Below are 23182 nucleotides of genomic sequence, written 5' to 3'. Positions count from 1 at the left end.
AAAGAAGCATTAAACTATCAACGAGCATAAGCAAGGAGTTAAGAGCTAAAAGCCTTTATCTGTGGCTTTACCTGCATGATATAGAGCCAATTTGTAGTATTTCTGAGCATGGATAATTAAGTCTGCTTGTTCTTCGCTACTTAGCGATCGCATGGGTTTAGCGGGAATACCTGCCACAATAATTCCATCCGCCACATCTTTAGTCACCACTGCCCCTGCACCGACAATACTACCTGCCCCAACGGAAACTCCTTCTAAGATTATTGCCCCAATGCCAATTAAGCTACCTCGCCCAATGGTCAAGCCATGAATTACGGCATTATGTCCAACTGTAACGTACTCTTCTATTACCAATGGTTTACCCACATCCCCATGTAAAATCGCTCCATCTTGAATATTGCTGTATGCGCCAATCTGAATAGAATTTAAATCAGCTCTAATCACAGCCTTATACCAAACACTCGATCCTATTTCTAGCTTTATATCCCCCACTAAAACTGCATCGGTAGCAATAAACGCAGATTGAGAAATATCTACTTTGGCAAACATAACTAGCTCCTATAATCTCTTCATCAGCTTATTTTTCTTTGGTAGTTACATGAAAATTTCTAGAACTATACTACTAATCCTTTTGTCAGTTGTAACTTTAGTTGTGGTTCTATTTCTTAACCTCAATACGATCTTAAAAATTGGGATTCAGCAAAATCTCTCTAAGTCATTGGCGGTTCCTATGACCCTTACAGAGGTGGTTTTTAAACCCTTTGATGGTTATTTGCAATTAAATGGATTTGCGATTGATAATCCGCAGGGCTTTTCTAGTCCTAAATTTTTACAAGTCCAGAACTTTGAAATTCAACTACAGCCTACCAGCCTGCTCTCAGATCGAGTCGAAATAGATAAATTACAACTAGAAGAAATTTCCATTGATATTGAACAGCAGTTACCCCGCAATAATATTACAGAAATATTCACAAGTGCTGAAGGGCATAAGCAGAGTAGTCAGTCGGGGCAGGAAAAGAAATTTAATTTGCGATCGGCAACCATTAATAATGTTTCGGTAAGTTTTAGGGTGGTGCAGTTGGGGATTAATTTACCAGCATTTTCAGCTAAGTTACCCAAGGTTGATTTAAAAAATCTTAATTCTGAAAACTACCAAGGATTACTAATGTCTGAGGTATTCACAAAATTAGTTGGTTCCGCACTTAAGAATGTTGTGGAGCAGCATAAACCTCAAATTCCACCGCAAATAATCGATATGTTAAAGCTTCCTTAGTTCACGAATTCTCAATAACCATAGGACAAAGAGATCAGAAAACCGAGTATAGCTTTCTACAAGTTCTGATTAACTTGCTCTAATAATTCTGAAACTGCTACTTCTCCTCGATATTGAATAGTATCCGTAGTTAGCTCCTGTAAGAGTTTAGTGGCATGGTTAAACATCTTTTTGGCTCGACGATCATCACCTTCAATTTTGTAGATATTACCTAGGTCTAAATAAGCAGCGATCGCAGTTTCATCAATATACATAATGCGTTTTAGATATTCTTTGGCTTGGCTGAGGTTATTTTGTGCTTCTGCAATGTGGGAAAGTAAGTAATAAATATCAATGGACATGGAGTCGAGGGCGATCGCTTGTTGGCAATAAGAAATCGCTTCTTGATATTTCCCTAAGTTGGCATGGGTTTGAGCAATGAGATAGGTAATGGCAAAATTATCGGGATGGTGCTGTAAAAGTTGGGTTGCTTTTTGCAGAGTTCGAGTATATTCTCCTTGTGCAAACAGACTTTGAGCCTTTTGAAGATTAGCATCTAGATCAGAACTTGGGATTTGGCGATCGCTTGACTTAATACCTAATTTCTCTAATGTGTTATCTAATTTAACTATAGGCTTCGCTTCTGATTTGATTCCAATGGAGGATTGCTTAATTTTTACAGGTAACTTCGGTTGATGAATACTTATAGGTTGAGATTTAGGAGCAATGGTTTGCTGAGATTTAATAAAACGTGATGGGGCTTGCTGCACATCTTCTGAGCGTTGATAAACTACTGATTCATCGTATACCTGAGGGACAAATCCCCTGAGATTTAAATCATGTAATTCTGTATGTCCAACTATTAAATATCCGCCCGGACTTAAGGTCTGATAAAGCTTACCCAGGATGGTTTCGACATTATCGGAATTAAAATAAATAAACACATTCCGACAGATAATCATATCCATATTGTAGATATTAGAATTTAAACTGGGATAGTCATCAGTCAATAAATTACCCATTTGCAAGGTCACCATCTTTCGCACTTCTTCATTTAATTGCCAACTCTTATCTTGCTTCCTAAAATATTTGCGCTTCAGGTCTGGATTAACCATCCGAAATGACCATTCACTAAAACTGGCGGTTTTGGCTTTAGCGATCGATTCTGTATTAATGTCTGTACCTAAAATTAGAAGATTCCAAGTGGCATAATTAGGAATTAATTCCTTCACAATTGTGGCAATAGAATAGGGTTCCTCTCCCGTGGAGCAGCCTGCACTCCAGATTCTTAAAGTCGGTTTTGTGGCGATAGCTAACTGTTTACGGGCAATAATTTCAGGTAGGATAGTTTGCTGAATTAAGTTGATTTGACCGCGATCGCGAAAAAAATAAGTTTCTCCAGTGGTTAAAAGTAAGACTAAAGCTTGCCATTCCTGTTCGTCCGATGGTGTTGCTAAAAGCTGATAATATGCTTCTGGGGTAGTTAACTTTTGGGCTGTAATCCGTAGGTTAATTTTTTTGACTAATTCCGTACGATCTTTATCCTGTACTTGAATTCCCGTACGACTGGCAATAAGCTGAACAAAATCATGGATAAGAGATGGATTCATTTTAGTTAAGCCTTTGGGAACTTGAATTTGAGGTTAATTGGAACGACTACTAACAGCTTGAGTTATTAAAAATGGCGCAATATCTTGTAAAGGTAAAATATATCGAGCTGCACCGAGAGCGATCGCTTCCTTGGGCATACCAAAAATCACACTACTACTTTCATCTTGGGCGATCGTTAACCCACCATGATCAAAAATAGTTTTTAGTCCTTCTGCCCCGTCATTACCCATACCTGTTAGCAGTGCTGCCATACAGGTTTTGCCATAGAATCTAGCGATCGATTGAAACAACATCGTAATGGATGGACGATAGGCTCTAGTTTGGCTACTCACGGCATAGATAAATTTACCTTTATTATCCAGTTCTAGGTGATGGGTTTCGGGGGCAAAGTAAATAATCCCCGGTTGTGGCAATTCTCCAACTTGAGCGATTTTAACTTTGAGAGCACAATTAGTATCTAGCCAAGTTACTAGTCCTGCTAAAAAGCCTTCACTAATATGTTGAGCGCAAATTATGGGCATGGGGAAATTAGCGGGAAAGCGATAAAGAATCTTTTCAAACGCACTAGGACCACCCGTCGATGCCCCGATCGCTAACACTTTAAATTGAGACTTCAAAGCTGCGATTGGATCAACTAAAGGTATTACGGGCAAGGGTGATTGAATTTGAGACTGAATTACCGAAGCGATCGCAGGTTTAGGCGGTTCTAAATCTTTAAGTGGTCTGGTAAATACTCTCACCCCAGATAAAACTTTAATTTTATTAATCAGTGCAGCTTTAACTTTTTCATAGTCCGATGGTAAACCCGTAGCTGGCTTGGGAAAAACATCAACGGCTCCAGCCTGTAATAACCGAAAAATGTTATCTGTATCTGAACTCTGCACCGCATTACTAACAACTAGAATCGGACAAGGAAATTTAGCCATCACCTGACGGATCAACTCCAGTCCATCCATTCTCTCCATAAACATATCCACACAAATCACATCAGGCTTCACAGTGGGAATTAAATCAAGGGCTTGTTTGCCATTGTGAGCCACCCCAACCACCTGAATATCGGGAGAAGTACTAAGTATCCTCTGGAGAATTTCAAGGGCAATGGGTGAGTCTTCAACAAGGAGCACATTAACTGGAATCATCTACCAAACCTCTCGACCCAAAGGAACTCCCCAATTCTCTTCTTGAACTTGATAGCACGAGGGTATGAGAGCAATCAAATCTTGAAGATCGTATTTCCCATGAATTTTACGAATAGGCTTGATGACGAGCTGATCCTTGGGAGTGATAATTCCGAGTTCATCGCCAACTAAAATATTTGCCACAGCTATTACCTCAATACTTAGGAGATTTCTGATAAAGAAAGTACCATGTACCATGATCTGGAAATTAACCCACCCTAGCCCTCCCCCTGCTAAAGAGAGGGGAAAAGATTTACGATCTTCACTCTTGGTAAGGGGAAATTAAAGGTTAGTCTACCGTTTTGATGCTAAGACTTTAATTTTAGTAACCAAAGCTCCCTTCATACTTTCGTAATCTGTAGGTGAACCAGTGGTGGGTTTTGGGAAAAAGTCTAAAGCCCCCAGTTGCATGAGTTTATAGATATTTTCAAAATCGCTGGGTTGTACTGCATTACTCACTACTAAAACTGGGCGAGGAAACTGTGCCATCAACTTTTGGGTAAAATCAAATCCATCCATTACTGGCATTTGTAGATCAGTTAAAACTACATCGGGGTTAGCAGCAGGAATTTGGGCAAGAGCTTGAGAGCCATCATGGGCAGTACCAACAACTTCAATTTCTGGGGCAGAGTTCAGCAGCCGTTTCAGAATTTGTAATGCCACTTCAGAATCTTCAACTAAAAAAACTTTGATTGGGGTAGCCATGATTAAATTAATCTCCTTAAAGTATCTAGTAAAACACGTTGATCGAAATTGCCTTTAGTGAGGTAGGCATTGGCACCAGCTTGCGCACCTAGGCGCTTGTCTTCATCCGAGGCTAGGGTTGTGATTAGGACAATTGGTAACTCGTCGTATTCTCGGAATTGACGAATGCGAGTGGTGAGTCCTAAACCATCTAGATTCGGCATTTGGACATCAGAAACTACGGCATCAAATTTACCTGATCGCAATTTGGTAAAACCATCTTGACCATCGACAGCAGGGGTGACATCGTAGCCATATCCTTCCAAAATCCGTTTGAGTTGAGTCCGAATCGGAATGGAATCATCACAAAGTAGGATTTTAGGCTTAATCTGCACTTGCTGCGATAATTCTTGGACACTAACGGAGATGTTGCCTTGTTTCGCTGACTTAAATAAATCGGGGGGATGGAGTATCATACAAACTTCACCATTACCTCGGATTGTAGCTCCAGCAATATTACGGACACGTTGCAGTAACTTGCTTTGCGGTTTCATGACAATATCCTGCTGCTCTAGGAGCGCATCTACCAGTACGCCCAACCGCTCAGTCCCAATTTGCATGATGATACAGGGCAAATTTTTGAAAGATTTAGTGGTAACTGGCACTGATAACTCCAAGAGGTCAGCCAGCCACACCAGCGAAATTGGCTCACCTTTAAACATCATGGTTTGCTTGCCTTCGATCGCAAAGATATTTTCAGGCGAAATCAGGAGCATTGTCTGCACAGAATCCAGGGGTAGAGCATAGGTAGTTCGATCAACTTCCACAATCACGACATAGGTAGTAGCCAGACTGGGTTTTAAGATGAACCGAAACAGACAACCTTGCCCTGGTGTTGATTCCAACTGCAAACTGCCCTTCAGTCTTTCCACATTCGCCCGCACCACATCTAAGCCCACGCCTCGACCAGAGATTTCACTAACGCTACTACGCGTGGAAAAGCCGGGGGTAAAGATTAGGGATTGAATTTGGGCTGTGGACATAGTGGCTAGTTCAGCTTCTGTGTGTAGTCTCCGTTCTAGAGCAGTACGCTTGATTGCTTCAGTATCAATTCCCTGACCATCATCTTGAACTTCAATACAAACAGAGCTAGCACTTTGATAGGCTCGTAGGCGAATGGTAGCAATAGCAGGTTTACCTTGAATCTGACGCTCTCGGGGGGATTCAATACCATGATCGATCGCATTGCGGATGAGATGACCCAGAGGAGCTTTGATCGCTTCTAAGATTTGCTTGTCAGCTAGGATATCGCCACCTTCAACTATTAGCTCTACTTCTTTACCCAGTTGTTTAGAGAGATCCCGTACTGATCTTGGTAATAGATTAAAAATCGTGGACATCGGTAATAAGCGCAGGGTGCGAATCCCTGATTCCAGATCGTTGCTAATGATTTCTAAACGGGCGGTATCGTCATAGGTGGCATTTTTGAGTTGGGCGATCGCTATACCCAATTGCTCTAAGCGCTTATCAACTTGGTGATAAAACTTCTGGATTGGGAGCAGATCAGGGGTTTGTAAACGCCGTTCTAGTTCATCAAAGGTAATCCGACTGCTAAAAGCTTCCCGCTTCCATTCTTCCCATAGGCTTTGTACTGCTTGCAGATCACGGGTGCGATCGCTAAACCGACCTTTAGTTACCATCAACTCGCTAGCTTGGGTTAGAAGTCGATCTAAACGTGAGGAATCAACTCGGAGGGTATCAATTTGGTAATCACCTTCAATTGGTACATTATCTGGCTGAGGATCTGTTGCTCGCCTTCCCCATTGTCTGTTCATAAGAGCTTCAACTTCAGATTCTGCAATAGTCACAGCTTCTGGAGCTAGGGGGGGATTTTCCAGATCGGCGAACATAGCATCAAGATCATTACCTTGTGTTTCTGGTAAAGGCATTTCCGTGGGCATTGGATTACTCTCTACATCACAAGCTATATCCGCACCCATCAATTGCGCTAGGGTATAAAACACCTCAACGTTGGCAGGTTCACCCGTAATCGCTTCGTGGGCAATTTTAGTTACAGCATCTAGCCCTTGATAGAGGCGATCGCATAAATCAGAGGTAAGAATAGTCTCACCTTTTTTTACATTCACGAATATATCTTCGATTTGGTGAATTAGGGTTTCCACATCACTAACTCCCAACATACGGGAATCACCTTTGAGGGAATGGGCTTCACGCAATAGTTCTTCTAGCTGAGCAGTATCTTTTGGATTTTTTTCCAGACGCAAGATCCCTGCTTCGATTTTATGGATATGTTCACTGCTAGCGACTTTATAGAGGTTTCGTAGTTCTTCGTCTTCAATCATCATGGTGGTTAGACCTTTAGTAAGGCTGGCAAGATTAAGTTAATGCTTGTAGTTCTTTGGCAACAGTATTTAGACTACTGGCACTGACTTTGACTTGCGACATCCCTGATGCAGCTTCTTTAGATCCCAAGTTAATGGCATTCATGGCGGAAATTACTTGTTGTACTCCCACAGCCTGTTGTTTAGAACCAAGGGCAATTTGCTGGTTATTCAGAAAAACACTGTTAATTGCTTCTGTAACTGAATTAAAGGCATCGGTGGTACCTTGGGCGAGAAGAATACTAGCATCCGCAGTTTTAGTACCTTCATCTGTCACCATCACTGTACTATTCATAGCTGCTTGGACATCGGATACCAATTGATAGATGCGTTCCGCAGATTTTTTGCTTTCATCAGCAAGTTTACGAATTTCACTAGCAACTACGGCAAAGCCTTTACCCTGTTCTCCCGCTCTAGCTGCTTCTACCGCCGCATTTAGTGCCAACATATTAGTCTGGTTAGCAATATCTGCCACCACAGCCGTCACCCCCGAAATTTGACCAGTTTGCTCACTTAACCGCATGATTTGTTCAGCGATCGCCCGCACTTTTTCTTTTAAATTATTCAAGCCTTCGGTGGTTTTTTCCACGGCTCTGAGTCCATCTTCGGTTATGGCTAAAGCTGCCTTGGCTCCTGCGGCTGAGGCATCAGCTTGTTGGGCAGATTGTCGAGACGAAACTCCTAGCTCTTCAACCGTAGTTGTAGTTTGGTTAACTGAAGCCGCCTGTTGAGCAATAGACCGCTCTTGCTGTTCTACCGTCGCCGCAATTTCTGCAGCCGAAGCCGCCACGGTTCTAGCAGCTTGGCTTACTCCTTCGACAGATTTACCAATAAATAATAGAGCGATCGCCATAGCAAAAATGGTGGCAAGCAAAGTTCCAAGGAGACTAAGAATGAGAATGAATCGATCTACAGCTTCCTGCTCGTCTTTTAACTTCTTCAAAACTTCATCATCCTTAGCAATAATCGCTTCTCGTGCTTTGATGAAGTTATCTATACGAAATGTTCTGACTAAAGACTTTGCCTCAACTAGTTTTCTGTCTTTTATTAACTGAAACGCCTCAATGGCAATTTTTTCTAGCCTATCAGCCTCAGAAATCATAAAACTTACTTGTTCAGAAACAAGAAATTGTGGATCTTTGAGGTTCTCCTTTAACTTAGTACGTTCCTGCTTAAGTAATCCGTAAGCATATTGAAAAGGCGGCTGAAAATCGTCTTCTGGATAAAGAAGCTGACCTCGAACAGTGCGGATCATGCCAGAAGCTCCAATTGTGAATTGATTAACACTTCGTTCTATATCCAGACTTTTTGTACTCTCAACCTCCAAAGCTTGGCGTTTGCTAACACTAATAAAGTAGGTAACACCCAAAATCACGAATAGCACAATCGGCACTGAGTATCCGAATAATAGACGTTGCTTCAGATTTAGATTATTTAACATGAGTTTCTCCTTGATTAATACAAATTTTTGGGTTTTGACTTGATGGCATTGGGAAAATCAGATGAAGATTTAACCCTCTTATTATTTAGAAACGCAATTCGATCTGAACCAAGATTATTCGTCGTTCACAACCAGCCCTCCCATCATTTTGGGCAAATCTAAAATACCTAGAGTTTGATCGAATAATGCGATCGTTCCTTGCAAATAGCCCATACTGGCAATGGGTACAGGCTTAATTTCGGAAGGTGGGGTATAAAAGACATCAGAAACCTCATTAACTGGTAACCCAGCTACAATATCCTCTACCTTCACTACCACCGTTTTAGTGCCGATCTTGACGGGAGTGCTAGGCAGATTCAAGACACTGCAAATGTCCACTAGGGTGATAATTTCTCCTCGCAGGTTCATATTGCCCACAATATGCTGGGGACAGCAGGGAATATGGGTAAGGTTGCGGATACTGGTAAATTCTTGAACCAATTTTAAATCGATCGCAAAGGCTTCTCCCCCCAGATCGATAATTGCCAGAGGATATAGCCCTGTGGAATCCATTGTATTGACCAACGGCACCTGTAAGTTTTCAGCCCGTTGTCGCAAAATTTTCTGATCTGCCAATGACATTTCAGGACAATAGCGATCGAAGAAACTCCCAAATCTAATGGAAATATTTTCTCTGGTAATTTCTAGATTGGGTGTAGCAGATGCTAAGAATAGTTCATCAGGTGCTGCTTGATCTATAATCTCTTCCAAAAATAAGAGGTCATCATCACTCTGCCCTGACTGATCTAAACCCTCAGCCTCCCAGATCATTGCTGCAACTTGATCGGGTTGACGAATCAAAGTTTCTAGATTAAGTAATACCAAAAGTTCCGATTCCTGCTTGGCAATGCCAGCAATAAAAGCTGAGTTGATATTGCGCCCGTAGTCTGACTGAATTTGAATATCCCCATCCTCAATTGTTTGCAAATCCTGCACGCAATCTACCACCATCCCAATCGACAAGCCTTGCCAATCTAAAACGATAATCTGATCGCTTAGTTGACAACAGACCTGCGATCGCCCCAAGCGCAGCCCTAAATGCATTACAGGCAAAATCTCTCCTCTCAGGTTGAGCATACCAATAATATCCGTGGGTGCTTCTGGCATAGGGGTAAGCTCTGGCATCAGGAAAATTTCTTTTACCAATGTGGCATCAATGCCATACTGCAATTTATCCAAGTTAAAAATCAGATAAGGTTTAGAATCCATGAGGCTTTAAACATACTCCTTGATAATTTTCAGTAATTGTTCTGCTGCAAATGGTTTAGTTAAATAGCGATCGCTTCCTGCCATTTGACCTTTAACTTTGTCAATGAATCCATCCCGTGCGGTTAGCATAATTACAGGTAAATTTTTAAATTTTGGAATGCTGCGAACTGTGCGGCAAAGTTGTAAGCCATCAATATCTGGCATGGTCAAATCCAGAATTAGTACAGAAATGCGATCGCCCTCTCTTGTAAGCAGGTTTAAAGCATCTACAGCGTTATTTGCCAGCAAAACCTCGTACTCTGAACTTAATGCGCGCTTAATCATGGTTTGAATAATCGGGCTATCATCGACTGATAAAATCACTGGTAACTGCTTATTCTCCACTAGTGTAGGATCAACAAAGGTAATCCAATCTTTTTGCCACCAACCACAGTAGAGCTGCGCTAACTGGAATGGATCACGGTCTATTGGTGTGGCAATATCAATTAGGGAGCGCTTGCCATCAACCCACTTTTCAAGGTGTTTCTTCACAGAAACATCAGCAATATTTTCCAAGTTTGAAGAACAAACAAAAGGTACTATTTCCATAGAAGGAATAGTAGCAATTAGAGTATTCCATAGAGGTATGCGCTCATCGACCATACCTAATAACTGGGGCAAGTCAAAATCAGAACCTCCTTCATAACAAAGATCGAAATTGCCAAGTTCTGGTTCAAAGCTTGACTGACCAGAATATGGAATGACCTGCTCCAAAGTCCAAATGATCCGTTTACAGGCATAGTCTTTGACCTGTTGCCATTTGAATGCATTTATCTTAATTAATTGGCTTAAAAGTTCCTGTACAGAATGGTGATCGGTAATATTTCGGCTAGCAAATCGCAGTGCTGTATCCGCTAAATTGGGTTTATATTTTTGGACTAAGGTCTTAGCAAAAGCTTGAGCATCAGGAATCTTTGCCCCACCATAGATGATCTTGCCATCTCGCCAAATTAACACCCGCGATCGAGGTTTTTCTCCCGACTTAATTTGAGCATTGATACGAAGAATTCCTGATAATTCAGAGTCAGATAGATATTTTAATAAGTTATTAAGTTCTCCAGCTTGATATTGCTTTTGCATGTTGTTTTAATTAACCTCAACGAAGGATAGCCCGCAAATTGCAACCAGATATATTGGACTTAATTGGAAATAGCAAACTTGTTGATACACAAGGTTTTCAGCGATTAGCCAAACCAAAACTCAAATACCCTCTGTGTATAGTGTTGAGGGCATTTTTATCTTCTTATTATCGATAAAGTTTATTGAATATCATGGTAACAACATGACTTCATCAATGCTAAAGTTTGTATAATACAAAAGATTACACAAGCTTTTCTATGCTGTACATTAGTTAACATAAATTAATTTTTGAAGCAGTAACCACCAATAAGAAACTGTTGAAAGCATTAACAATGCTTGTCAAATTAATTGTATATTAGAGTTTAGATAGATAAAAATCAATAATTATTAAAATAACAATTGACTTTTATCTATGCTAAAAATAAATGATTAAAACTAACCTTCGCTTACCTTTAGACACTGAACTTCTTATGTCTTGAGGGGATTTTGTGAATTACTCCTTTCCCAGTAAAAGATTTCCGTATTGGGGATAGGGGAACCATAGTTTTCTGTAACTTCTGTAAAGTAACGCTTAACTCAGAAATCACTAAAGACTGATAATTCATGATTCTGAGGTTTTTCTGATCCATTTTTGTAAAATGCTGCTCAGGTCATTCATCTTAATCGGCTTACTGATATAGTCATCCATGCCCGCTTCCAAACACTTCTCGCGATCGCCCACCATGGCATAGGAAGTAGCACCAATAATGATACTTCTGTGAGGTTCTCCATCTTCCAAAAGTCTAATCTGGCGGGTAGCTTCATATCCATCCAGTACAGGCATTTGACAATCCATCAAGATCACAGTGTAATTTTCCTGATTAACCCGTTCCAAAGCTAGTTGCCCATTAGTGACCGCATCAACTTGATAACCAAAATTCTGCAACATTTTGATCATTAGTTTTTGGTTTAAATTATTATCCTCTACTACTAAAACCTTGATAGAGTTGCTAGAGGCTTGATTTGGATTTATGCTCATAGACTTAGATTTCTTGATCTGATTAACCTGAATATTAGGGGAAAAACTAAACGTACTTGTAAACCAAAAATTGGAGCCTTGCCCAAGCGTACTATCAAATCCAATTTCTCCACCCATGAGATGCACAATTTTACGACAAATTGTTAGCCCTAACCCAGTTCCCTCATATTGACGAGTTGAGGATGTATCTGCTTGAGAAAATGGCTCAAAAATCTTTACGCGAAACTCAGGTGAAATCCCAATACCCGTATCTTGCACCTCAAATCGCAGGGTAATTAAAGATTCTGAGATTAATTCTTCTACTACTTCAATGTTGACCGCTATACTGCCCGATACCGTAAATTTAACAGCATTACCAATCAGATTAGTCAGAACCTGTTGAAGGCGAGTAGCTGGTCCAATCAGAAATAAAGGCACATTTTCGGCAACGGTTTCCGTTAGGACTATACCTTTAGCTATGGCTTGGGGCTGAAATAAATTAATTAGTTTCCAGATTAATTCTCGAACTTCAAATTCCGTGGATTGTAACTTTAGCTCTCCAGCTTCTAATTTTGATAAATCTAGGATGTCATTAATAATTGTTAGTAAGCTTTCTCCACTTTGACTAATACTTTTGAGATAGTCATGCATCTCAGGATTTAATTCTTCTATGTCTAATAGCTGCGTAAATCCTAAAATCGCATTTAATGGTGTCCGAATTTCATGGCTCATATTTGCCAAAAACTCAGATTTAGCTTTACTTGCTTCCTGTGCCTGTTGCGCTGCCTCTTGCCAAGCAAGTTGCGATGACTCTAGGGCAGTAATTAATAAACTATGTCTTAACTCTTGTCCTGCATCAATATCTAGGTCTTCCCATGGTAGCGATCGATTTTGGACTAGTTCTTGCCACAGCGCAAAAGAACCTCTGGGCGATAGACGGACAATTCCTGCGGCGTTAACTGAGACTGTTTCATGGGGATTACCGCCCCAATTTATGGTGTAGTTTTGTGCCTCTCGAAACCAAATGATGTGATAGGTACTGAGCTTAAGTACAATTGATGTGGCAAGGATACCGCTAATGTGGGCGGGGAAATCATCAGCTTCGGGGTAGATTTCGGGGAGACTATCTGTATAAAAAACATCTCGATCTGGCTGCTGTAATAACCACCCAATCAGGGTTTTAACTTGAGTTTCTGTGGGAGTTTTACCAAATAAAATAATTTGTTTGCCTAAGGAGACCGCTACGCCATCTGCTTTTACCAAGTCAAGGAGATTATCTTGATTTTGCCGAAAAATTTGATTGATTCTGTGGGGATGTTTAGATAAGTCTTGCCTGATTTCCTCCTCAATGAAGCGAACTCGACGGCAATGTTCTTGTAATTCCCGTTCCTGTTTTAAAATCAATTCTACGGAGATTAGTTGTCCCAAAAATTCACAGGTTTTGCGAACTTCATACTCAACTAACTTGGGGCTGTAGTGATGACAAGCGATTAATCCCCATAGTCTATTTTCACTAACTAAGGAAATAGTCATGCTGGCTGTAACTCCCATGTTCCTTAGGTATTCTATATGGTAAGGATGAACACCACGGCAGAGGACTTTGCTTAAATCTAGGGGGACAGCATTGGGAGCGATCGCTAAAATTGGACTGGGCTCATAGTTAATATCGGGAATTACCCTAAGCCAGTTAACTGTAAATAAATTTCTTGCCATGGGGGGAATATCCGCCGCAGGATAATGCAACCCTAGGTAACTTTCGAGTTGATCAGGTGCCTCTTCAGCTACTACAACCCCACTAAAATCATGCTGAAATTTGTACAACATTACGCGATCAAATCCAGTTACGTTACGCACTTCTTGGACAATATTTGTATATAGTTCCGCTAAGGTTGAACCCTGTTTGATGCTGAGTACGTTATTTTTTAACTGATCACAGAAACTATTTAAACTAAAATCTTGCCGATGAGGAATTGGCTCTAGTTCTAAAATAATTAGTTCTTGGTTGGAGCGATGGATGGTGGCAAGAAACTTTGTGGGTCTCGAATTTGGCTCAGAACTTATAAGGTTGCAGGATTCGTGGGCTATGAGGTTTACAGAAAGTGGATTGGCAATTACTAGGCTTTCGGATATGGCACTAGCGATCGCTTCGATGGATTCTAATGTAAATATTTGAGCTAGTTTTTGACCTAGTAGTAGTTGTGGTTCAATACCTAATTGCGTTTGCGTATTTTCACTGAGATGAGCGATCGTGAAGTCTGGAACTTGCAGAGCTAAAAGTAAGCTATGGGGTTGAATCTGCCCTATAAGGTGAATATTACTACATTCATCATTGGCTAAGTTAGTTAATTCAGAGGTTATTTGTTGTGCCGACTTCATAATAGTTCAACTCAATCGAGAAGGTCTCATAGCAAAAATTTGAAGTATTAAATTAAGCTCATTAGTAATTAGTTTTAAATCAAGCTTATACAAGTAGAAACTTTGAATGCCTTTACACAAATACTGTTACTCATGTTAGTAAGGTTTTGGTTTTCTACCCAATAATACTAATCCTAAGTACACTAAGTATAGGTAAGTTTAGGGGAAGCCTAGGAAACTATTGAACTTAGGTTAATCATAGCTGTTTTTAGTCCATTCTATGTATAAAAATCTATGTGTAAATCATTGAGATCATAGTGATTTATCTCTGAATTTATCTCTGATTAGAAACGACTACTTTAAAGTATTTAATTTAGCCCCTAACATTACGAAAAGTGTTGAAATAAAAAGGACTAGAAAAACTGGATTTAGTCGCTCCCACCTCACCTGCGTCCACCACGGTGGAGTAGTTGGTAACCACAGAGATAGAAAAAGTGCTAAAAATATCCAAATCCCAATTAATGTTAAACAAATACAAATCCCCCCAACTCCTATGATGATTAAAGGGTTCCCAGTATGTTTTTTCATAGCTATAACCCCATTGTGCTAATTAAGGATTAATTTAGAGAATTGATACCGAGTCTTTGCATTATTTCCTGTTGGGCGATCGCTTGTTGGCTATAGGAAAATGCCCAAGCAATATTGGGAGTAAGCAAGGGAATTAGGCGATCAAGATTATAAGGACTGCCATAGAGGGCTATCGCTTTTAATTGATTGTGGCTGATTAATTGCTTAATTAAACTTTCAATTTGCGCATATATACCTGCATTACCTCGAAATGGATTGCCTCGACTAAAAATTTGGACTAGGGTGGGCGTAGTCTGATCTAGACCTTGGCAAATAGTAGCAATGGAGTGAGCGTCAGCAATAATATGATCAGGAATTTTCTTAATAGTTTGGCTATCTAAAAACTCTCCGCAGGACAAAACATCATCAACCAGAATTAAATTAGTCCTAATTTGGAGGGGACGAGAGTTAGGAAGATGTACTTTAATAGATTTAGTAGTGATTTCTGCGGCAATTTTCAAGCTGGCGGCACTGCCAATATCTTCAAGACTAGGACGAAAATCAGAGTTAAAGATTTTGGCTTTAGCTTTCCAGACTCTGCCTAAGGATTCCTTAATTCGTGCTCTCGTAATTTTTCCCGACTCTACCGCTTGCATGATGGCATTAATAGTTCGCTCCGCATCAACAGGCATTAATAAAATATCCGCACCTGCCAAGATTGCCTGCACTGCTACTTCTTCGGGACTGTGGCGATCGCTGACTCCTGCCATAATTAAAGCATCGGTGACAATTAAACCTGTAAATCCCAACTCCTGCCTGAGTAATCCCGTTAGGGTGGGATGGGAAAGGGTACTAATGGTATTGGCATCTAGGCTAGGCGCAAATACATGGGCTGACATGACCGTATCCACTCCTGCTTTAATCGCAGCCTGAAATGGTTGAAGTTCGATCTGATCAAAGCGATCGCGGCTATGTGCCAAAACCGGGGTTTGCAAATGGGAATCCACTGCTGTATCACCATGTCCGGGAAAATGCTTAGCAGTGGTTAAAACGGGATAGTGACTGACACCGTTGATAAATGCTGTGGTTAAATTTATGACCTGTTCTGGTTCCTGCCCAAAGGCTCGTACATTAATGACAGGATTAGCAGGGTTATTATTAATATCGACAATGGGAGCTAAAACCCAATTTAAGCCGATCGCCAGTGATTCCTGGGCTGTAATTGCCCCCATCGCTTCAGCATATTTATTACCAATTTCTTTACCAAATTCCTGAGCAATTGCTCCCAATGACATGGGGGGCGGGAAATATGTTGCTCCGTTAAATCTTTGTCCCACGCCTTCTTCCACATCGGCGGCAATGAGTAAGGGAATAGATGCTTGAGCTTGCAGAGCTTGGGTTCTCAGATAAATTTCAGGCGCGCTACCGCCAACTAAAATTACCCCCCCCACTCCATCACTAATTAATTTATGTAATGCCTGCGCTGGAATTTCCCATTGGGGATATTGAATTTGATGATCATAAAGATACCCAGAGGCTCGGACTACGATCATTTGGGCAATTTGCGATCGCAACGGTAGAGACAATAAAGCATCAAGTTCGGGAAGGCTAGGCATTATTAAAACTCTAAGGAAAAATTTTGGCGGCGTAAAGGTTGGGAAACTTCGAGTCCTTCACCACCGAGGTAATCTAGGGGTTTACCTTCTACGGATAGAAATAAATTGGCATTGGGATTCAGACTAGTCGCCGTATATAGCAATTGAATTAGTCTGCCTCTCATACTGTCACTGCCACCGCCACTGGTAAACTGTTTAGACAAGTTTAAGTAAATGTCATTACCAGTTACCCTAAGGTCAAGCACTTTTGTGTCCGTAGGAATGGCACTGTAAAGATTATCTGATTTAGTCGTAATGATCTGATTAAGGGCTGTGGCGATCGCATCTTGATTATTTTTAGCCTTGACTGGCACTGGTACTGCCACAAATTTATTACCACGGGGTTCAATTAAATAGCCTGTAATCGTAATTTCACCAACGGTACTGGTTGGGTTAGTAATAGTAACATCAGGGGATTTAAGGATATACGCAGTTCCTGCCCCGACTATCATAGCCACAACGATCGCCGAACCGATCCAGAATTTAGGAATGTTGACTTTAGTGTGAATTCCCATATTTAGCCCCAAATTATGTGACGAACTCCTTATCTACCATCATACCGATGTTTAAGTCCTCTAGCACAATGACCAGCAACTCAATGACAAACCATTAAGCAAATAATTAAAAAGGGGAAATTTGCGATCGCATGTCATTACTTTACTTTTGATTACTAAAATTTGACTTTTGTAAAAAAATCAACATAAATATTAAAAATTAGTCATCATACTAAGGCTGAAACAGATCAAATATGTTTCAACTGATATACACTATCTACAAAGCTATAGCAGGAATTAACTGTGAATAGATTAAGTCAAACTTACCCTGAAATTTACGGTCAATGATGCCTCGGATTCTCATCATCGACGATGATCCTCTCATATCGGAAATAGTCACTGTCAATCTGGAAATGGCAGGATATCAAGTTAACCATGCGGGCGATGGCGTGAAAGGTCAGGCTTTGGCTATTCAGCTAGTCCCAGATATGATTATTCTTGATCTAATGTTGCCACAGGTAGATGGGTTTACTGTCTGTCAACGGCTACGGCGTGACGATCGCACTGCGGATATTCCTGTGTTAATGCTAACTGCCATGGGGCAAACCCAAGATAAGGTAGAAGGCTTTAATGCGGGTGCTGATGACTATCTCACCAAGCCCTTTGAGCTAGAAGAAATGCTAGCCAGAGTCAGGGCATTATTACGCCGTACCGATCGCATTCCCCAAGCGGCTAAGCACAGTGAAATTCTTAATTATGGTGCGCTTACACTCGTGCCAGAAAGATTTGAAGCAGTGTGGTTTAATCAAACCGTAAAACTAACCCATCTGGAATTTGAGCTTTTGCATTGTTTATTACAACGGCATGGGCAGACGGTTTCTCCCAGCGAAATTCTTAGGGAAGTTTGGGGATACGAGCCTGATGATGACATCGAGACCATTCGAGTTCATATTCGTCATCTCCGCACCAAACTAGAACCCGATCCCCGCCATCCTAAATATATTAAAACCGTCTATGGGGCAGGTTATTGTTTAGAACTACCTGGTATCTCTGAAGATAATGTATCTGCTAGTTCTAAGCCTTTGCCCATTGAAGGTTCAAGGTAGTCACTAGCATTGAGAATTGGTAGAGGACACACTAAATCAGGACGGAGATCGGCATAGCGACGATTGCGAACATTCATAATTTCTAGGTCTATGGCTTGTTTGGTTTCCCCAAGGCTTTGCAGCAAATGGGTTGACAGTTCAAGGCTGGCTTCAAATTCAGGATGGACTACTTCTTTAGCACCTAACTGGTATAGAGAATCTATATCGCTGTCACTAAAGGCACGGGCAACGATGTCTAGCTTCGGAGCAAGGGTGATCGCATGTTTAACACATAGTCTTGTACTCATAGAATCACGGGTCACTACCACCATTGACTTAGCATGTTGTACCTCAGCTTTTTCTAGTACTAATTCACTGGCACAGTTGCCATAGATATACGGAATGTGGCGATCGCGCATTAACTGCACCTTTGCCTCGGATAATTCAATTACGAGTACGGGGTAGCCCTTAGCTAAAAGTAAATGCACGATATTCTGTCCCACCCGTCCATAGCCACAGACAACCACATGATTTTTAAGATTGGCATTAGCAGAAATTTCTTGGGGAATATCCATGCGGTTCAGCCAAGTTTTAAACAATGGTGCTTTTTCTAGTAGCTCCAAAATTTTCGGGGTTGCCTTCATCAAAAATGGCGTAACGATTAAAGTCACAGCCGTAGTCCCTAAAATCAAGAGATATACCTGCCGAGATACAATGCCCAGGATTTGCCCTTCACTAGCTAAAACAAAGGAAAATTCTCCGATCTGAACTAAACCCAACCCTACGGTAATTGCTATGCGCAGGGGATATTTGAACACCAAAACCAACGGTACCACGATCGCAAACTTGCCAATCATCACGATCGCTACTAAGCCCAAAATCAACTCTAAATGCTGCCATAAAAATAATGGATCAATCAGCATTCCGATCGCTGCAAAAAATAAAGTAGCAAATACATCCCGTAATGGTTCCACATAGGACAGGGTTTGATCGGCATACTCCACTTCAGAGATCATTAAACCAGCAACAAATGCTCCCATTTCAATGGATAAGCCCAGATATTCTGTCAGGAGGGCGATCGCAAAACACAGCACAATCACAGTTAACAAAAATAATTCACGGCTTTCGGTTTTAGCCACGGCTTTTAGTAAGGGGGGAATAATCCAGATACCTGCCGTAATTGCTCCCCCTGCAAATAAAGCCATTAACAACAAAGCTTTCACCACAGCTAGAGCGATCGCATCCGAGGGTTGATCTAAAGCGGGTAAAACTGCCAACATCAAACCTAAAGCTAAGTCCTGCACGATTAAAATGCTTAACATGATCTGCCCATGTACGGATTCCGACTCGTTAGATTCCATCAAGCCCCGCAATACCACCGCCGTTGACGATAGGGATAAAATTGCCCCTAAAAATATGCCCTGTACTGGCGTAGTTACCCAACCGATCGCTGTAGAGACAATAGCTGTGAGTGTGATCGTGCTAAAAATTTGTAAAGTGCCACCGCCCAAACCAATTGCCTGTACTTTTTTTAATTGTCCTAGGGAAAACTCCACCCCAAGGGCAAATAATAAAAATGCCACACCAAACTGCGCCAAGGTTTCTACTTGAATTAATTCCTTAATCAAACCTAAGCCCATCGGACCAACTACAATCCCACCGCACAGATAGCCTAAAATTACGGGAAGGTTTAACCTAGCTGCTAATAAGCCCCCCCCACAAGCTACAGAAAGGACTAGAACTAAATCAACAATTAAGCGAAAATCTTCTTGCACAGTAATTTTTATATTAATTTTATATTTTGATTTTTATGGTTCTATTTTAATAGCTTAATTTAGAGCAATGGCGATCGCTCGATTAAGACCTAAATCAACTAGTTTTCCTAAGTTTTGAGGCTTTTAAGGATAAATATTCTAATTTAACTAATTTTAACTAAGGGCTTCAGGCTGTTTAAGAAATTGCCTAGGAGCTTTTTACCCGAAGTTGTGAGGATGCTTTCAGGATGGAACTGCACGCCCTGCACATAGGGATAATCTCGATGCCTCACCGCCATAATGATCTTGTCCTCTGTCCATGCTGTGATTTCCAAAATCTCTGGACAATGCTCTGGATCAATTACGAGACTATGATAGCGAGTGGCAGTAAATGGATTATCTAAGCCTGCAAATACACCTGTATTGGTATGATAAATCTGGGAAGTTTTGCCATGCATAAGATAGGGGGCGCGAACTACTTTCCCACCATAGATTAAACCCATACTTTGATGACCCAAACATACACCTAAAATTGGTGTGGATGCCCCTAATTCTTGTATGACATCTAGCGATACCCCCGACTCTTCAGGACGACCAGGTCCTGGGGAAATAACGATACCCACGGGATTTAGGTTTTTGATTTCGGTGATCGTAATTTCATCATTACGTTTAACTAATACTTCTCCTAAGTGAGGATAATTGGGTAACAACTCCCCTAGGTACTGCACTAAGTTATAGGTAAAGCTATCGTAGTTGTCTATAACCAGAATCATGCTGTTTTTAATTGGGTATGGGTATTAATCAGGTAGTATATTCGGCGTTAATCTTTACATAATCATAGCTAAGATCGCAGCCCCACGCTGTACCCTCTCCTGCCCCATTACCAATTTTGACTTTAATTTGCACAGTAGGACTTTTCAGATAATTACTGGCAGCATTTCGATCAAAGGTTTGAGGTGTGCCTTGGGACATCATTACAAAATCACCAAGCTGAATATCCAGTTGGGTTTGATCAAAGACTATTCCCGATCGCCCTGCCGCAGCCGCAATTCTCCCCCAGTTAGGATCACGTCCAAATACGGCGGATTTAACTAAAGAAGAACCAGCAATAGTTTTGGCAACTTGACGAGCAGCAGCTTGATCACTGGCACCACTGACGGTAATTTCAATTAAACAGGTGGCTCCTTCGCCATCACGGGCGATCGCCTTTGCTAGATAAATACAAACCTCGGTTAACATTGCCTCTAGTTTTTGTGCCGTAGGAGATTCTGCCTCCAGAATACCGGGAGTACCAGATTGCCCATTGCTCAGTGCCAAAAGCATATCGTTAGTGCTGGTATCGCCATCAACGGTAATTTGATTAAAACTGCGATCGCAAGCTCGACTGACCATTTCTTGCCACAGAGTTGGAGCCACAGCTGCATCACAGGTGACAAAAGCCAGCATCGTTGCCATATTCGGATGAATCATGCCTGAACCCTTGGAGATACCACCAACTCGAATAGGAATACCATCAAAATCTGCTTCTAGGGCGATCGCTTTGGTGACTAAGTCGGTGGTAATAATTGCCTTGGCTGCCGCATCTCCACCATCCACAGATAAAGCTGCTACCACTTGGGGAATGGCGGGACGAATTAAATCCATACGCAGTTGCCGTCCGATTACCCCAGTGGATGCTACTAATACAGACTCTTCAGTCTCTAGGGCAGTTTGTACTAGTTGGGCAGTTTCCACAGCATTGCGCCAACCTTCTTCACCCGTGCTGGCATTTGCCTGACCCGCATTACAAAGAATGGCTTTAACCAGCGATCCCGACTCTAAAACCTGACGGTTAAAATCAACACAAGCAGCCCGTACACAAGAAGTTGTAAATACCCCTGCGGCGATCGCACCCACATCACTAACTATTAATGCTAAATCTGGAGCACCCGAAGGCTTTAGCCCCGCTTTGATCCCAGAAGCTCGATAACCTTTTGCCGCCGTAACTCCGCCAGATACCTCTTGCCAATCTGCCATCTATTTAGACTTAGTTTATTCAAATTAGTTGTGACTTATGATTATAAGGTGATTAAGGACAATACTTTCCCAAATCTGTAAAGTCAGCGATGATTATGACCTGATCGAAATTAAAGCTAATTAAAGTTGTAGAAATTGTCCAAGAATAACTTTTAAGAGATTAGGCTAAGAAACCAACTTCTGGAAACTTTTCACCTAAAATTTTTGTGGGATTCACCTTAATCCATTTACTGAGAATTTCTCCATAGACAGAGCGAAAATCGACTTTTACAGGTAGGTTAGAGTTTACCAAGCTATCGAGGGCTGGATTCCCCCCATAGAAGCCCGATCGCACATCCCCTACCAGAATTAAGGGTACTGTAGTACCATGATCAGTCCCACCCGTCCCGTTTTCCGCAGGTCTGCGACCGAATTCGCTTTGCACCATAATCAAGACATTTTTACCCATCCCTTTAGATTGGATATCCCTTTCCAAGGCAGCTATGCCTAGGCTTAATTCTTCTAAAAGACGCTTATGAGTTTGGAGCTGATGAGCATGAGTATCCCAACCACCGATAGTCATATACAAAACTTTGGGGCTGGATTCTAGTAACCTGCCCATGAGTGCAAATTGCCTGCCAATAGAAGTTGGAGCATATCCGCCATTGGCAATTCGTTTATTTAAGTCTTGGCTTAACTTTTTGATTGCCTCTTCGCTTTCTAAAACTGTACGGCGAATTTTCTCGGCGATCGCATTAGATTGCGGTACAAGATAAAGTGCTTGAATTGCGTGTCCTAGCTTACTTTTATTCTTTACAATAAGATTCGGAGATAATTGCAGAAAGTGATCGTCCCCATTCCCAATTAATGCTAAAGGATATTCTTCTCCTAAAAATATGGCATCAGCAGTTTTGGCATGAATAGATTCTAAATACCTAGCAATCCAACCGCTATCAGTAGAACCCCGGGGATGCCCGCTTTGCCATATATCCTTAGAGCGGAAGTGAGATAAATTCGGCTCTGGATAACTGACGTTTTGAACCACCGCTAATCTCCCTTGTTCTAAAATTGGTTTTAAATCTTTAAGAGAAGGATGTAATGCCACGCTAGAAGTAATAGGGATACCATCCTTGATGCCTAAATTTGGACGCAATCTATAGTAGTTAGAATCGCTATAGGGGATGAAAGTATTCAAGCCATCATTCCCCCCTGCTAGTTCAATTAGTAGTAAGGTTTTTTGATTGTTATTAGCCCCAGTTGCTGAATTTCCAGAACTTGCGGCGGCGAGGGCAGCCGTTAACGTCATTAAAGCTAGGAAGTCACGTCTATTCATAGATGTAGGCTA

General features: G+C 41.3%; 19 protein-coding genes. 2 read left to right on the top strand and 17 right to left on the bottom strand.

The features are described 5' to 3' along the window. Window positions 1–45: 45 nt before the first annotated feature. On the bottom strand, window positions 46–549 hold the full coding sequence (locus SYN7502_RS10670; RefSeq protein WP_015168838.1) for a gamma carbonic anhydrase family protein: 504 nt from the start codon (window positions 547–549) through the stop codon (window positions 46–48). A gap of 49 nt (window positions 550–598) precedes the next feature. Between SYN7502_RS10670 and SYN7502_RS10665 the strand changes: the two genes are divergently transcribed. Next, the gene (locus SYN7502_RS10665) at window positions 599–1273 is read left to right on the top strand and encodes a DUF748 domain-containing protein (protein WP_015168837.1); all 675 of its coding nucleotides are present in this window, start codon (window positions 599–601) and stop codon (window positions 1271–1273) included. 56 nt (window positions 1274–1329) lie between these two features. On the opposite strand, the gene SYN7502_RS10660 is transcribed toward SYN7502_RS10665, so the two are convergent. From SYN7502_RS10660 to SYN7502_RS10610, 12 genes are all read right to left on the bottom strand, one after another. Next, window positions 1330–2862 (bottom strand): CheR family methyltransferase, encoded by a 1533-nt coding sequence (locus tag SYN7502_RS10660; RefSeq protein WP_015168836.1) that lies wholly within the window; start codon window positions 2860–2862, stop codon window positions 1330–1332. 33 nt (window positions 2863–2895) lie between these two features. Next, window positions 2896–4002: a chemotaxis-specific protein-glutamate methyltransferase CheB gene (gene cheB, locus SYN7502_RS10655; protein WP_015168835.1), complete on the bottom strand. Its 1107-nt coding sequence runs from the start codon at window positions 4000–4002 to the stop codon at window positions 2896–2898. Further along, window positions 4003–4239 (bottom strand): AbrB/MazE/SpoVT family DNA-binding domain-containing protein, encoded by a 237-nt coding sequence (locus SYN7502_RS10650; protein WP_015168834.1) that lies wholly within the window; start codon window positions 4237–4239, stop codon window positions 4003–4005. Window positions 4240–4335: 96 nt separating this feature from the next. Further along, window positions 4336–4746 (bottom strand): response regulator, encoded by a 411-nt coding sequence (locus tag SYN7502_RS10645; protein ID WP_015168833.1) that lies wholly within the window; start codon window positions 4744–4746, stop codon window positions 4336–4338. A gap of 2 nt (window positions 4747–4748) precedes the next feature. After that, window positions 4749–7091, bottom strand: a complete 2343-nt coding sequence (locus tag SYN7502_RS10640; RefSeq protein WP_015168832.1) for a hybrid sensor histidine kinase/response regulator — start codon at window positions 7089–7091, stop codon at window positions 4749–4751. Between the two features lie 31 nt (window positions 7092–7122). Next, window positions 7123–8568 (bottom strand): methyl-accepting chemotaxis protein, encoded by a 1446-nt coding sequence (locus tag SYN7502_RS10635; protein ID WP_015168831.1) that lies wholly within the window; start codon window positions 8566–8568, stop codon window positions 7123–7125. Window positions 8569–8682: 114 nt separating this feature from the next. Next, complete coding sequence (locus SYN7502_RS10630) at window positions 8683–9816, bottom strand: chemotaxis protein CheW (RefSeq protein ID WP_015168830.1); 1134 nt, start codon at window positions 9814–9816, stop codon at window positions 8683–8685. A gap of 6 nt (window positions 9817–9822) precedes the next feature. Further along, window positions 9823–10935: a response regulator gene (locus SYN7502_RS20995; RefSeq protein WP_015168829.1), complete on the bottom strand. Its 1113-nt coding sequence runs from the start codon at window positions 10933–10935 to the stop codon at window positions 9823–9825. Between the two features lie 601 nt (window positions 10936–11536). Next, on the bottom strand, window positions 11537–14308 hold the full coding sequence (locus SYN7502_RS10620) for an ATP-binding protein (RefSeq protein ID WP_015168828.1): 2772 nt from the start codon (window positions 14306–14308) through the stop codon (window positions 11537–11539). A 333-nt stretch (window positions 14309–14641) separates the two neighbouring features. Continuing rightward, window positions 14642–14875 carry a hypothetical protein gene (locus tag SYN7502_RS19760; RefSeq protein ID WP_015168827.1) on the bottom strand — a complete coding sequence of 78 codons (234 nt, stop codon included), beginning with the start codon at window positions 14873–14875 and terminating at the stop codon, window positions 14642–14644. A 29-nt stretch (window positions 14876–14904) separates the two neighbouring features. Beyond that, window positions 14905–16470: a glycoside hydrolase family 3 N-terminal domain-containing protein gene (locus SYN7502_RS10615; RefSeq protein ID WP_015168826.1), complete on the bottom strand. Its 1566-nt coding sequence runs from the start codon at window positions 16468–16470 to the stop codon at window positions 14905–14907. Between the two features lie 2 nt (window positions 16471–16472). Further along, window positions 16473–17024 (bottom strand): GerMN domain-containing protein, encoded by a 552-nt coding sequence (locus SYN7502_RS10610; protein WP_015168825.1) that lies wholly within the window; start codon window positions 17022–17024, stop codon window positions 16473–16475. A 323-nt stretch (window positions 17025–17347) separates the two neighbouring features. Here SYN7502_RS10610 and SYN7502_RS10605 point away from each other — a divergent pair, with 323 nt between their 5' ends. After that, a complete protein-coding gene (locus tag SYN7502_RS10605; RefSeq protein ID WP_015168824.1) occupies window positions 17348–18109 on the top strand; it encodes a response regulator transcription factor in 762 nt (253 codons plus the stop codon). Here SYN7502_RS10605 and SYN7502_RS10600 read toward each other — a convergent pair. The 4 genes from SYN7502_RS10600 to SYN7502_RS10585 form a co-directional block, all read right to left on the bottom strand. Beyond that, on the bottom strand, window positions 18028–19863 hold the full coding sequence (locus tag SYN7502_RS10600) for a cation:proton antiporter (RefSeq protein WP_015168823.1): 1836 nt from the start codon (window positions 19861–19863) through the stop codon (window positions 18028–18030). The two genes, SYN7502_RS10605 and SYN7502_RS10600, sit on opposite strands and share 82 nt — an antisense overlap. Before the next feature lie 143 nt (window positions 19864–20006). Continuing rightward, complete coding sequence (locus tag SYN7502_RS10595; RefSeq protein WP_015168822.1) at window positions 20007–20615, bottom strand: anthranilate synthase component II; 609 nt, start codon at window positions 20613–20615, stop codon at window positions 20007–20009. A 28-nt stretch (window positions 20616–20643) separates the two neighbouring features. After that, on the bottom strand, window positions 20644–21858 hold the full coding sequence (gene argJ / locus SYN7502_RS10590; RefSeq protein ID WP_015168821.1) for a bifunctional glutamate N-acetyltransferase/amino-acid acetyltransferase ArgJ: 1215 nt from the start codon (window positions 21856–21858) through the stop codon (window positions 20644–20646). Between the two features lie 160 nt (window positions 21859–22018). Further along, window positions 22019–23170 (bottom strand): DUF1501 domain-containing protein, encoded by a 1152-nt coding sequence (locus SYN7502_RS10585; protein ID WP_015168820.1) that lies wholly within the window; start codon window positions 23168–23170, stop codon window positions 22019–22021. Window positions 23171–23182 lie beyond the last annotated feature (12 nt).

The sequence above is a fragment of the Synechococcus sp. PCC 7502 genome (genome assembly GCF_000317085.1).
Lineage (GTDB): Bacteria > Cyanobacteriota > Cyanobacteriia > Pseudanabaenales > Pseudanabaenaceae > PCC-7502.
Note: the sequence above shows the minus strand (reverse complement) of the source record. Positions and strands in the feature narration are given on the sequence as shown.